General features: G+C 33.6%; 13 protein-coding genes. 12 read left to right on the top strand and 1 reads right to left on the bottom strand.

Annotated elements, in window-relative coordinates:
- Window positions 1-78: 78 nt before the first annotated feature.
- Together BK821_RS09470 and ypdA are read left to right on the top strand one after the other, a co-directional pair.
- Window positions 79-1,917, top strand: a complete 1,839-nt coding sequence (locus tag BK821_RS09470) for a LysM peptidoglycan-binding domain-containing protein (protein ID WP_256201627.1) — start codon at window positions 79-81, stop codon at window positions 1,915-1,917.
- Between the two features lie 212 nt (window positions 1,918-2,129).
- On the top strand, window positions 2,130-3,116 hold the full coding sequence (gene ypdA, locus BK821_RS09465) for a bacillithiol disulfide reductase YpdA (RefSeq protein ID WP_046836487.1): 987 nt from the start codon (window positions 2,130-2,132) through the stop codon (window positions 3,114-3,116).
- Between the two features lie 98 nt (window positions 3,117-3,214).
- Here the strand turns inward: ypdA and BK821_RS09460 are convergent, their stop codons facing one another.
- On the bottom strand, window positions 3,215-4,189 hold the full coding sequence (locus BK821_RS09460) for an asparaginase (protein WP_046836486.1): 975 nt from the start codon (window positions 4,187-4,189) through the stop codon (window positions 3,215-3,217).
- Window positions 4,190-4,267: 78 nt separating this feature from the next.
- On the opposite strand from BK821_RS09460, the gene cmk reads away from it, so the two are divergent.
- The 10 genes from cmk (at window position 4,268) to aroC (ending at window position 14,082) form a co-directional block, all read left to right on the top strand.
- Complete coding sequence (cmk, locus tag BK821_RS09455) at window positions 4,268-4,924, top strand: (d)CMP kinase (RefSeq protein WP_046836827.1); 657 nt, start codon at window positions 4,268-4,270, stop codon at window positions 4,922-4,924.
- Between the two features lie 301 nt (window positions 4,925-5,225).
- Window positions 5,226-6,407, top strand: a complete 1,182-nt coding sequence (gene rpsA, locus BK821_RS09450) for a 30S ribosomal protein S1 (protein ID WP_046836485.1) — start codon at window positions 5,226-5,228, stop codon at window positions 6,405-6,407.
- A gap of 183 nt (window positions 6,408-6,590) precedes the next feature.
- Complete coding sequence (der, locus tag BK821_RS09445; RefSeq protein ID WP_046836484.1) at window positions 6,591-7,901, top strand: ribosome biogenesis GTPase Der; 1,311 nt, start codon at window positions 6,591-6,593, stop codon at window positions 7,899-7,901.
- A gap of 17 nt (window positions 7,902-7,918) precedes the next feature.
- Window positions 7,919-8,917: an NAD(P)H-dependent glycerol-3-phosphate dehydrogenase gene (locus BK821_RS09440; protein ID WP_046836483.1), complete on the top strand. Its 999-nt coding sequence runs from the start codon at window positions 7,919-7,921 to the stop codon at window positions 8,915-8,917.
- Between the two features lie 167 nt (window positions 8,918-9,084).
- Entirely contained in the window at window positions 9,085-9,357 is a 273-nt protein-coding gene (locus BK821_RS09435) for an HU family DNA-binding protein (RefSeq protein ID WP_002483248.1), read from the top strand.
- Window positions 9,358-9,670: 313 nt separating this feature from the next.
- Window positions 9,671-10,228 carry a hypothetical protein gene (locus BK821_RS09430; RefSeq protein ID WP_046836482.1) on the top strand — a complete coding sequence of 186 codons (558 nt, stop codon included), beginning with the start codon at window positions 9,671-9,673 and terminating at the stop codon, window positions 10,226-10,228.
- A 16-nt stretch (window positions 10,229-10,244) separates the two neighbouring features.
- A complete protein-coding gene (locus BK821_RS09425) occupies window positions 10,245-10,946 on the top strand; it encodes a demethylmenaquinone methyltransferase (RefSeq protein ID WP_046836481.1) in 702 nt (233 codons plus the stop codon).
- Between the two features lie 26 nt (window positions 10,947-10,972).
- Complete coding sequence (locus tag BK821_RS09420) at window positions 10,973-11,926, top strand: polyprenyl synthetase family protein (RefSeq protein WP_169746233.1); 954 nt, start codon at window positions 10,973-10,975, stop codon at window positions 11,924-11,926.
- A gap of 141 nt (window positions 11,927-12,067) precedes the next feature.
- Window positions 12,068-12,517, top strand: coding sequence for a nucleoside-diphosphate kinase (ndk, locus tag BK821_RS09415; RefSeq protein ID WP_046836479.1), 450 nt, complete (start codon window positions 12,068-12,070; stop codon window positions 12,515-12,517).
- 398 nt (window positions 12,518-12,915) lie between these two features.
- Window positions 12,916-14,082: a chorismate synthase gene (aroC, locus tag BK821_RS09410; RefSeq protein ID WP_063410262.1), complete on the top strand. Its 1,167-nt coding sequence runs from the start codon at window positions 12,916-12,918 to the stop codon at window positions 14,080-14,082.
- Window positions 14,083-14,090: the final 8 nt, after the last annotated feature.

Below are 14,090 nucleotides of genomic sequence, written 5' to 3'. Positions count from 1 at the left end.
ATATTAAATAAATATATACATATTTACTACCTTTTAGGGTAAAACAGTATATACTTAAAATAAAAACAAGGAAGGATGATGAATTTGTCTAACAACAATTTTAAAGATGATTTTGAGAAAAATCGTCAATCCATTGATCCAAAAGAACATCCAGACAATAACAACGATTCAGTTAACAACTCAGTTGACAATGTAAAAGAGGAAGTGTCTGATAAATCAGATGAACAATTTCCTCCTAGAAATGCACAACGTAGACAACGCAGACGTGATACTGCAACGCATCAAAATTCACAAGAACAGCCTGAACAAGACGAACAACATGAGGATGTTCAAGACGAATCAAATCAACATCAAGATGCACATTCATCATCAAACTCACAAAGTGAATATGAAGACAATGATCATTCACGTGATAACAACTTAAATCAAACGTCTAAAAATGAACGTCAAACAAATGATGTGAATGAAGACCATTCTGAAGTTGATACTCATGTACAAAATGATAATGAATCCAGCAAAAAAGGTGCCGCTGTAGCCGGTGGTGCTGCCGCGACTGGCGCTGGTGCATATGCAGCTAGTAAGCACGATGGCAAGCAAGAATCACAAGTTGATGACAATGAGCATAATAAAGGTCAACGAGAATCTAATGACACACAAGACAATCAAGAAGATAATGATTCACGCGTACATGAAGATGAAAATCTAGATACAAATCAAAAGGGCTCTAAGACAAAAGGTGGTGCTGCCGCTGGAGCGGGTACATCTGAAGCTGGCAAACATAAAGATCAAGCGCCGCAAGATAGTAAAGAAAATAGTGAGAATCAATCAAATAATGAACGTCAACAAGACAATCAAAAAGGTAATGATTCGCGCGAATCTGAAGATAAGAATTCGGATGATAGCCGAAAAGGTTCTAAGACAAAAGGTGCCGCTGTAGCTGGTGGTGCTGCCGCTGCAGGCGCTGGTGCATATGCAGCTAGTAAACATAAAGACAAAGATGCAAATAAAGAAGAAAAATCAGAGCAAAATAATAAAGATAAAAGTTCTACTAATAAAAAAGGTGCTACTGCTGGTGCCGCTGCCGCAGGTGCAGGCGCTGCTGGAGCAGGTCATTCAAATGGTAATGGCGGTAACGGCGGAAATAATAGTAACCACAACAATAACGATGATGATAAAAATAAAAAGAAAAAAGGTGGCTTATTAGGTAAGCTATTACCTATATTAGCTGCAATTTTAATATTAGCTGCAATCGGAATTTTCGGTGGCATGGCTTTAACTGGCAACAATGATGATAATAGTAAAAACGATGATCAAAAAACAGCAGATAATAAAGATAAAAAATCAGATTCAGATAAAGACAAAGATAAAGCAAAAGATTCAGATTCTAACAAAGATAATGACAAAGCGAATAATGATGATAAAGACAAAGCCGCATCTTCTTCTGATGACAATACTAGTTCAGATTCTGATAGTGCTTCATCAGAAGGTAATAGTAGCGCTGATAATTCTTCATCTGACCAAGGTAATGCTGATTCGCAAAGTTCAGAAAATAGTGGTTCAACTGAGCAATCAGACTCACAAAGCACGACAACTGGGGGATCAACTGATCAATCAGATTCACAAAGTACACAAAATAATCAAAGTGGACAAAACCAAACAGATCAAAGTCAAAGTAGTCAATCAGACGCTCAAAACAATAGTTCTTCAAGCCAAGCACAAGATAGCCAACAAAGTAGCGATCAATCAAACAGCACTTCTGGTCAAAGAACACATGTTGTAAACGGTCAAAACTTATACAGAATTGCAATTCAATACTATGGTGAAGGTACACCAGAAAATGTTGAAAAAATTAGAGCAGCGAATAACATTCAAGGTAACGACATTCATAATGGACAACGCTTAGTTATTCCACAATAAAATTTCTATAAAAACTGCCAACTTTTAATGATTAAAGTTGGCAGTTTTTATATTATTGTAAACATGATTTATAACTATGGATAAGAGCGCTATATATATAATTAAATGTGCATTGCTCAGAAGTATAGAGTTATAAAATTTCAACTTCTTTCATTTGGTTTTTCTAAAACTACTGGTATAATGTATTGGTGGTTAAAGGAGGACAATCAATTATGCAAACAGTTGAAAGTATAATCATTGGTGGCGGTCCTTGTGGATTAAGTGCTGCTATTGAACAAAAGAAAAAAGGTATAGACACATTAGTGATTGAAAAAGGAAATGTTGTAGACGCAATATACAATTATCCTACACATCAAACATTCTTTTCATCCAGTGATAAGCTTAGTATTGGGGATATTCCATTTATAGTAGAAGATAGCAAACCACACCGGAATCAGGCTCTAGTATATTACAGAGCTGTGGTTAAGTATCATCAATTGCGTATCAATGCTTTTGAAGAAGTCCTCACAGTGAAAAAAATTAATAACCGATTTACAATTACAACAACAGAAGATGTCTATCAATGTAGATTCCTTACTGTTGCCACTGGTTATTATGGTCATCATAATTCACTTGAAGTTGAAGGTGCTGAATTGCCTAAAGTTAAACATTACTTCAAAGAAGCGCACCCGTATTTTGATCAAAACGTCGTTGTTATTGGTGGTAAGAACTCGGCAGTTGATGCAGCTTTAGAATTAGAAAAAGCAGGTGCCAATGTCACTGTGATTTATCGTGGTTCAGACTATCCTAAAGCGATAAAACCGTGGATATTACCAAATTTTGAGTCACTAGTACGTCATGAAAAAATAGAGATGGCATTCAATTCAAATGTGACAAAAATCACTGAAGATAGTGTGGTTTATGAACAAGATAATCAAAGCATTGAGATTCCGAATGATTACGTTTTTGCAATGATTGGCTATCATCCTGATTATGAATTCTTGGAATCTATAGGTATTGATATTAATACAAATGCATTTGGCACTGCACCCGTTTACAATAAAGAAACTTATGAAACAAATGTTGAAAATTGTTATATAGCAGGAGTCATAGCAGCTGGTAATGATGCAAACACTATTTTTATTGAAAATGGTAAATACCATGGTGGTATAATTACACAAAGTATTTTATCCAAAAAGCAAACACCTTTAGAATCATAAAAATATTTAGAATAAGGTACTTCGTATCATTCAGAATATTTTAAAGCAAAAGCGCCAACCTTTTATTTGTTAAAAGGTTGGCGCTTTTGTTATATGCTTTATAATTGAGATTCAAAATATTGCTTTAATTGTTCCATACTCAATGCATTACTTAAACCGACTAAAAGTTTTAATCTTGCTTTAGGACCGTTTAATCCATTCGAAAAAATTACGCCTTTGTTTGCTAATGTAACGCCACCACCTTCATAAGCATAAATCGGACCGACGATACCATTAAATGATCTAGATACAAGAATGATAGGGATGTCTTTTTCTAAGCACTTATCTAAACCATCGATACATGTTGGTGGCAAATTACCTTGACCTAAAGCTTCGATGATAATACCATCAACTTTCTGCTCACTGTGAAATGTGAGAACATCACTATTCATCCCCATATAAGCTTTAACTAAAGGTATATTTAAATTATGATTTATATCATTTAGAATCAAATGTTCGTATGGTTTATGATGAAATTGTACGCTGTTTTTAGTAACTACACCTAGAGGGCCATGATTAGGGCTTTGGAAAGTGTTAGTATTTGAGGTGTGTGTTTTAGTTACATTTCTAGCAGTATGAATTTCATCATTAAATACAACCATTACGCCCATATCTAATGACTCCTCACTCGTTGCAACTCTAATTGCTGAAATAAAGTTGTATAATCCATCAGAACCAATCTCGTTAGAGGAACGCATCGCACCTGTTATTGCTATAGGTTTAGAAATATTTATAGTCAAATCTAGCAAATATGCTGTTTCTTCTAAAGTATCCGTACCGTGTGTGATTACAAAACCATCATATTCACTGTTTATTGATGCATCCTCAATAATGTCTTTCAATTTTTCAACATACTGAATATTCATATGTGGCGATGGGACATTAAATGGTGTTATTTCGGTTACATCAGCATATTGCTTAATGACATCTTGATGATTGGATATTGGATTATCTTCATTTGTCACAACTTTATTTGATTCATCTTGTGACATGCTTATGGTACCACCTGTATGTATGACCAGAAGTTTTTTCATGCGGGCATTCCTCCTATTAATATAATACATATTTATGATAAAATATTATTCATCAAACAACAAGGAAGGTTTACTGAAATGAAACTAATTAATATTGCATTAGATGGACCTGCAGCTGCAGGAAAAAGTACAATAGCAAAGCTCGTTGCTGCTAAATTATCTATGATTTACGTAGATACAGGTGCAATGTACCGCGCTTTAACGTATAAATATTTACAGCAAAATAAAACTGAAGACTTTGATCAACTTATAAACACTTCTGAATTAGCGTTAACTTATGAAGAAGGTAAAGGCCAAAGGGTTATATTAGATCATAAGGATGTCACAGATTACTTGAGAGAAAATGATGTCACAAACAACGTTTCTTACGTAGCTTCTAAAGAACCAGTAAGAACTTTTGCGGTCAAGAAACAACAAGAACTTGCTGCGAAAAAAGGTATAGTAATGGATGGTAGAGATATAGGTACGGTCGTTTTACCAGATGCAGATTTAAAAGTTTATATGATTGCTTCTGTGGAAGAGCGTGCAATACGTAGACAAAAAGATAATGAACTCAGAGGTATCGAATCCACAGTAGAACAACTTGAACAAGAAATAGCTGAGCGAGATCATTATGATATGAATCGTGAAATTTCACCATTGAAAAAAGCGGATGATGCAATTACGCTTGATACAACTGGAAAAGACATAGACACAGTTACAAATGAAATTTTAAAAATGGTTGATGCAATCTGAGGATTTAAAGCGTATTTCTTCCAGTAATATCTCACTTCTATAATAAATTGTGTATTTTTGTTATATTATATTTTTAATGGGTATATAAATAAGGTACATTATTTCAAAGAATTTAGAACTACATTTATAAATAAATGTAAATATTGGGTAAAAATCATTAACTTTTAGTAATTGAAAAAACCCTATATTACAACTTTTTAACAAGTAGAATTGTCAATCTTTAAATAGAGGGGAATTTCTTGACAATTCTGTCAAATTATAAGATGTTATAATTATGTAGTGTAATAAGGAGGCAGACAAGATGACTGAAGAATTTAACGAATCAATGATTAATGATATTAAAGAAGGGGACAAAGTTACTGGCGAGGTTCTTGAAATTGAAGAAAAGCAAGTAATTGTGCACGTTAATGGTAGTAAATTTAACGGAATCATCCCTATAAGTCAACTTTCTACGCATCATATCGACAATCCAAGTGATGCAGTTAAAGTTGGGGACGAAATTGGTGCATATGTTACTAAAGTAGAGTATGACGAAGAAAATGAGACAGGTGCATATATACTTTCTAAACGTCAACTTGAAACAGAAAAATCATATGAATTTTTACAAGAACAATTAGATAATAATGAAACAATTGAAGCTAAAGTTACAGAAGTCGTAAAAGGCGGATTAGTTGTAGATGTAGGCCAAAGAGGCTTTGTACCAGCTTCATTAATTTCAACTGACTTCATTGAGGATTTTTCTGATTTTGAAGGACAAATTTTAAAATTAAAAGTTGAAGAATTAGATCCTGCAAATAATCGTGTCATACTTAGTCGTAAAGCAGTAGAAGCTTTAGAAAACGCAGAGAAAAAAGAGGCATTATTAGATTCACTTAATGAAAATGATGTCATCGAAGGAACTGTAGCTCGCTTAACTAACTTTGGTGCATTTGTCGACATTGGTGGTGTAGATGGTCTTGTTCACGTTTCTGAATTATCACATGAACATGTCAAATCACCAGAAGATGTAGTTGCGATTGGAGATAAAGTTAAAGTCAAAGTTAAGTCAATAGATAAAGATTCTGAGCGAATCTCATTATCTATTAAAGACACGCTACCAAGTCCTTTCGAATCTATTAAAGGTGAATTCAACGAGGGCGATGTTATTGAAGGGAAAGTTGTAAGATTAGCTGACTTCGGTGCATTTGTTGAAATTAAACCTGGCGTTCAAGGTTTAGTGCATATTTCTGAAATAAGTCATAAACACATTGGCACACCTAGTGAAGCATTAGAGCCTGGTCAAGTTGTTAGTGTGAAAGTGCTTAGTGTTGATATTGAAAGTGAACGTATCTCATTATCTATTAAAGCTACATTACCTTCAGAAGATGTCATCGAAAGTGACAAAGAAACAACAAAATCTTATTTGGATAGCAGTTCTGATGAAGAAGATAATCCAACTTTAGGTGACGTATTCGGAGATAAATTAAAAGATTTTAAATTTTAATACAAGTGTTTTATAAACTTTAAATCTTGTCCTAACCTTTATTTAGGATAAGATTTATTTTTATGCAAAAACTTAAAATAAAAATGACGCTAATATTACACCATTCAAGTATTTAATATTTCTTTTGATTTACATACCCCTTATGATAGAATTATAGAGATTAAATAAGAGAGGAAGTTAGTTATGACTAAACCTATAGTAGCAATTGTAGGCAGGCCCAATGTGGGTAAGTCAACAATTTTTAACAGAGTCGTAGGTGAACGTGTATCTATAGTAGAAGATACACCAGGTGTGACTCGTGATAGAATTTATTCATCAGGTGAATGGTTAACACATGATTTCAATGTTATTGATACAGGTGGTATTGAAATTGGAGATGCACCATTCCAAACACAAATTAAAGCTCAAGCAGAAATCGCAATTGATGAAGCTGATGTAATTATATTTATGGTGAATGTAAGAGAAGGATTGACACAAAGTGATGAAGTTGTAGCACAAATGCTATATAAATCAAAGAAACCAGTTGTTTTAGCAGTAAACAAAGTAGATAATCCAGAAATGAGAAGTGAAATTTATGATTTTTATTCACTTGGTTTTGGAGACCCTTATCCAATTTCTGGGTCACATGGATTAGGTTTAGGTGATTTACTAGATGAAGTAGTTAAACACTTTAAAGAAGAAGAAGAAGACCCTTATGATGACGATACAATCCGTTTGTCCATTATTGGACGTCCTAATGTTGGTAAATCTAGCTTAGTAAATGCAATACTCGGTGAAGACCGTGTAATCGTATCAAACGTAGCTGGCACAACACGCGATGCTGTGGATACTGAATATAGTTATGATGGGCAAGATTACGTATTAATTGATACTGCGGGAATGCGTAAAAAAGGTAAAGTGTATGAAAATACAGAAAAATATTCTGTTTTACGTGCCTTAAAGGCGATTGAACGTTCAAATGTGATCTTAGTTGTTATTGATGCTGATCAAGGCATCATTGAACAAGATAAACGCGTAGCTGGATATGCTCATGAAGAAGGTAAAGCAATAGTTATAGTAGTTAACAAATGGGATACAGTTGATAAAGACACAAATACTATGAAGAAATTTAAAGATGAAGTTCGTAAAGAATTTCAGTTTTTAGATTACGCTGAAGTTGCCTTTGTTTCTGCAAAAGAAAAACAAAGATTGAGAACTTTATTCCCATATATTCAACAAGCTAGTGAAAATCATAAAAAACGTGTGCAAAGTTCAACGTTAAACGAAGTAGTAACTGATGCTATCTCAATGAATCCAACACCAACTGATAAAGGTCGAAGACTTAACGTTTTCTATTCTACACAGGTAGCGATAGAGCCACCAACATTTATAGTGTTTGTAAACGATGTAGAATTAATGCATTTTTCTTATAAACGTTATCTTGAGAATCAAATCAGAGCAGCATTTGGATTTGAAGGCACACCAGTGCATATTATACCGAGAAAAAGAAATTAGTTAACGGAGGGGATTTAATGACTAAAGTTACAGTCTTTGGCACAGGAAGTTTTGGTACAGCACTAGCTAATGTATTAGCAGAAAATGGGCATCAAGTACTTATGTGGGGGAAAAATGAACACACTGTTTCAGAAATTAATGAACAACATATGAATAGTAAATACTTGAAACAAGCGAAACTTGATGTATCAATTGAAGCTACTTTAGATATAAATAAAGCTACGCATTTTTCAGAAATATATTTAATGGCATTGCCAACAAAAGCAATGAGAGAAGTGGCCACTGAAATCGATGCACTTTTATCATCTAAAAAAACATTTATACACGTAGCAAAAGGGATTGAAAATGATACGTTCAAACGTGTTTCAGAGATGTTAGAAGATTCTATATCGCCAGCTCATAACGCGGGTATTGGCGTGTTATCAGGACCTAGTCACGCGGAAGAAGTAGTGATTAAACAACCAACAACGGTTGCTGCTTCTTCTAAAAATGCTGAGGTAAGTCTATTAACGCAAGATTTATTCATGAATGATTATTTACGTGTTTACACTAATGATGATCTTGTAGGGGTAGAATTAGGTGGAGCACTTAAAAATATTATAGCTGTCGCTAGTGGAGTTATCACAGGTATGGGCTTTGGTGATAATGCTAAAGCTGCCTTAATGACAAGAGGATTAGCAGAAATTAGTCGTTTAGGCGAAAAATTAGGTGCAGATCCGATTACCTTCTTAGGCCTAGGAGGCATTGGTGATTTAATTGTTACATGTACTTCCACACATTCAAGAAATTTCACTTTAGGATATAAGTTAGGTGAAGGTAAATCTTTAGATGAAGCACTAAATGAAATGAATATGGTAGTAGAAGGTGTGTATACAACGAAATCTGTTTATCACTTAGCAAAAGAACAGGGTGTAGAAATGCCTATCGCTGAAGCGCTTTACAGCGTTTTATTCGAAAATAGACCCGTTACTGAAAGTGTCAAAGATTTAATGGGACGCGGAAAAAAAGCAGAATAAAAAGGTATTATTACACAATTTAAAAAATATATAACAATTTGGCATCTAAATCCCATTATTTCAACGTTTTTTACACATAAATCGTTGCAGTAGCAGTAATCGTTGTGTTAAAGTCATAGCATAATGATTATAATATCATTATAAACCCTAGGGGAGGTGAATTCATAATGAACAAGACAGATTTAATCAATGCTGTTGCTGAACAAGCTGACTTAACTAAAAAAGAAGCTGGTTTAGCTGTTGATGCAGTATTCGAATCAATTCAATCATCACTTTCTAAAGGTGAAAAAGTACAATTAATTGGATTCGGTAACTTCGAAGTACGCGAACGCGCTGCACGTAAAGGCCGTAATCCACAAACTGGTAAAGAAATTGATATCCCTGCAAGCAAAGTTCCAGCATTCAAAGCTGGTAAAGCTTTAAAAGACGCAGTAAAATAATTCTTTACTTAAAGTAAAGCCCTTTTATAAGGGGCTTTTTCTTTTTATATTCCTTTTTTAACTACAGAACTTTAATATATTTACATATCCCTTATATTAATATGATATGATTCGGTATAACGATGTACATAACTAACATATTACATATTCAATAATCATAAATTTTTCGAACGAAGCATACATACAACAAATCAAATATAAACTTTTCCCTTTGGAACACATAACATAAATATTTATAACTTTAATCTTCGTTGATTTTAATTTTCTCTATATAATGTTAATATGTATATGGATAATAACGTGAGGTGTGAACATGGAAACGACATTAAGCATATTAGAAAAACAAATAGCACAGCGACTTAGCGGTGTGAATCATTATGAATCAATATATATCAATAGAATTTTAAGTCAGATACTTGATTCATATGATATTCCTGAAGAAGCTAAACTAGCTTGCCTCACAATAGATACTGCAATGCGCCATTTAGACGAAGTCTCTGTGACATTATCGTCTAAAAAGTCCATTTTAATTGGTGACTTGTTGAGTGCGCATTCTTATACATTATTAGCAAAATTAAATGACTTAACATTTCAAAAAAAAATTAGTTCAGCCATAGTTGAAATAAACGAAATTAAATCATCTATTCAAAATGGCAACATAAGCCAAAGTCGAATGGGCGATAGTATTTTAAAATTGGAAAATAGATTTCCAATTGTGACTATTCAACGCTACATACCTGATGCTAATATACAAGAAATAAATCATAAATTAATAGCTAATTTAAAAGAAAATCCCCCTTCTTACTTAAGTGAATATACTGAAACAGAAATACAATCATTTTTAGATGGTATAGCATCTGAAATAATATAAAAAAGAGGTAATTGAAATGGCAGATAATAAAGCAAAGAAAGAACAAGTACATAATGTTTTCCAGAATATATCAGGTAAATATGATCGCCTTAATAATATTATTAGCTTTGAACAACACAAAACATGGAGAAAGCGTGTTATGAAAGAAATGAACGTCAAGCCAGGTAGTAAAGCGTTAGACGTATGCTGTGGCACTGCTGATTGGTCGATCTCACTTAGTAAAGCTGTTGGTCCCAATGGCGAAGTTACTGGCGTTGACTTCAGTGAGAACATGCTAGAAGTGGGTAAAGAAAAGACTAAAGATATGGACAATATAAAACTTGTTCATGGTGACGCAATGAATCTACCCTTTGAAGATAATGAATTCGATTATGTAACTATTGGCTTTGGTTTGAGAAACGTGCCTGATTACCTAGCTACACTCAAAGAATTAAATAGAGTACTTAAGCCAGGAGGCATGGTCGTTTGTTTAGAAACAAGTCAGCCTACAACACCTGTTTTCAAACAATTATACAAACTATACTTTAAATTTGTAATGCCGATTTTTGGCAAGATTTTCGCCAAATCAAAAGATGAATATGAGTGGTTACAACAATCAACGTTTGATTTTCCTGGTAAGGAAAAATTAAAACGACTCTTTACACAAGCAGGTTTCAGTAATATCAAAGTCCGTAGCTTTACAGGTGGCGTTGCAGCAATGCACCTTGGCTATAAATAAAAATGAATCAACCAAAGGTGATTAGCGTGTCAAAGTTAAATATGAATAGCGAAATAAAAAAAATCGAAAAACGATTAGAGCAGGCTATAAAAAGCGAAGATAAAGTGCTTGAAGAAGCTGCCTTTCATTTATTTTCTTCAGGAGGAAAACGCGTTAGACCTGCTGTTGCAATTTTAAGTAGTCAATTTGGTAAAGAAATGAACGAAGATGTATACCGTGTTGCAGTAGCTTTAGAACTCATACACATGGCAACTTTGGTGCATGATGATGTCATTGATAAAAGTGATAAGCGTCGCGGTAGACTTACTATTGCTAAAAAATGGAATCAAAGCACAGCTATACTAACTGGTAATTTCTTACTCGCTTTAGGACTTGAACATATATCAGGCATTGAAGATAATCGTGTTCATACAATTATATCTAATTCAATTATAGATGTGTGCATGGGGGAGTTGTTTCAGTTCCAGGATCAATTCAACGGGCATCAGTCTATCACTAATTACCTACGTAGAATTAATCGGAAAACAGCATTACTGATTCAATTATCTACTGAAGTAGGTGCCATCGCTTCTGGTGCTGATATTAAAACTGTCCATAATCTAAAAATGATTGGTCATTACATTGGTATGAGTTTTCAAATTGTAGATGACATATTAGATTTTACAAGTACAGAAAAGCAATTAGGTAAACCTGTGGGCAGTGATTTGATGAATGGTCATATTACATTACCTGTTTTATTAGAAATGAAAAAAAATAGTGCGTTTAAACAGCAGATACAACAATTAAATCCTAATAGTAGCCCAGAAACGTTTAAATACTGTATTGACACAGTTAGATCATCTGATGTCATTCAACAATGCCTAAGTATTAGTAATAAGTATTTAGATAAAGCTTTAAACCTAATTGATGAGTTAGAAAATGATAGCGCAAAAGTACTATTCAAAAAACTGATTAAAAAAGTTGGCAAAAGAAATGTGTAAGTTGTGTGAAAAGCGTTGAAAGCGCTTTAATTACCTGTTAGTATATTAATGTATCTGATAGTTGTTTTATATTGATACATATTTATTGAGTATAACGACATCGTTTAATATTGATACATAAAACAGGGGGATAAACACACAATGGAAAGAACATTTCTAATGATCAAACCGGACGCGGTTCAACGTAATATGGTAGGAGAAATTATTTCTCGTATAGAACAAAAGGGACTAAAATTAGTAGGCGGAAAATTTATGACTGTACCTCAATCGTTAGCCGAGGAGCATTACTCAGAACATAAAGAAAAGCCATTCTACAATAATCTGATTGAATTCATTACATCTGCACCCGTTTTTGCAATGGTGGTTGAAGCTGAAGATGCTGTGAATATTTCACGTCACATCATTGGTAAGACAAACCCATCTGAAGCCACACCTGGAACAATTAGAGGAGACTTAGGCTTAACAGTTGGTAGAAATATCATACATGGTTCTGATTCAGTGGAATCTGCAAATAAAGAAATTAAACTTTGGTTTAAACCTGAAGAGTTAAGTGATTATACAGAATCACGTGAAGCATGGTTATACGAATAAATTAATCATACATAGATTGCATAACAAGCAACTATTTTAATAATAAGTATAAACAAACTGGTTGGATATTAATAATCCATATCAGTTTGTTTTTTTATATGTTAAAATTTCGAAATACTTAAGCATTTATCCGAAGTGTAAAAAACAATGTTACTAGCCGATTGCGTAAATATCACTTATGTGTTTAAATAGTTAATTAAAAAAGTTCTCAACCATATTAAAATCTCTTGTTTATATTATAAATGAAACTACAAATGTTACACTTATAGATAGATAAAATGATAGAATTTTCATAAGATTTATGATTTGTTAATTTTTCTATTAATTTGCTTAAATGAATATGATAAGATATAGAACATATAACAATTTAAAGTACTAAAGAACGGAGTGGGTAAAGTATGAGATATTTAACTTCTGGGGAATCACATGGACCACAGTTAACAGTTATTATTGAAGGTGTACCAGCAAATTTAGAGATTAAAGTAGAAGAAATTAATGAAGAAATGTTTAAACGTCAAGGCGGCTACGGCAGAGGTCGACGTATGCAAATTGAAAAAGATAGTGTAGAGATTGTTTCAGGCGTACGTAATGGTTATACATTAGGAAGTCCAATCACACTTGTTGTCACTAATGATGACTTTACACATTGGAAGAATATTATGGGCGCAAATCCTATTAGTGAAGAAGATCAAGAAAACATGAAACGTGTAATCACTAAACCACGTCCTGGCCATGCTGACTTAATTGGGGGCATGAAATATAATCACAGAGATTTAAGAAATGTGTTAGAGCGTTCATCTGCTAGAGAAACTGCAGCACGTGTTGCAGTAGGGGCAGTATCAAAAATTCTATTAAAACAACTTGATATTAATTTATATAGTAGAGTCGTTGAAATTGGTGGTATTAAAGATGACGTAGAGTACGACATTGAAACTATTAAATCGAACATCGATAAAAATGATGTTCGTGTAATAAATGATGAAGTCGCACAACAAATGCGTGACAAGATAGACGCTGCTAAAAAAGCCGGAGATACTATTGGTGGCGTGGTACAAACTGTAATTGAAGGCGTGCCAGTAGGTATTGGAAGCTATGTCCACTATGATCGTAAACTAGATGGCAGAATCGCCCAAGGCGTTGTGAGCATTAATGCATTTAAAGGTGTAAGTTTCGGTGAAGGATTTAGATCTGCAGAAAAACCTGGTAGTGAAATACAAGATGAAATACTTTATGATGAATCACATGGTTATTACAGAGGATCGAATCACTTAGGTGGATTTGAAGGTGGTATGTCCAATGGTATGCCTATTGTTGTAAATGGTGTAATGAAACCTATCCCAACACTATACAAACCATTAAATTCAGTTGACATTAATACTAAAGAATCATTTAAAGCTTCAATAGAACGCTCTGATAGTTGTGCAGTACCAGCAGCTAGTGTAGTTGTAGAGAATGTAGTGGCATTTGAAATTGCAAAAGCTATTTTAGAAGAGTTCCATTCAAATCATATCGATCAATTAAAAAAACAAATTGATGAACAACGCTTATTAAACATAGAATACTAATTTGTATT

Source organism: Staphylococcus sp. LCT-H4 (assembly GCF_001866145.1).
In the GTDB taxonomy this organism is placed as follows: Bacteria; Bacillota; Bacilli; order Staphylococcales; family Staphylococcaceae; genus Staphylococcus; species Staphylococcus succinus.
The sequence above is the reverse complement of the archived record's forward strand: the minus strand, read 5'-3'. Positions and strand labels throughout refer to the sequence as shown.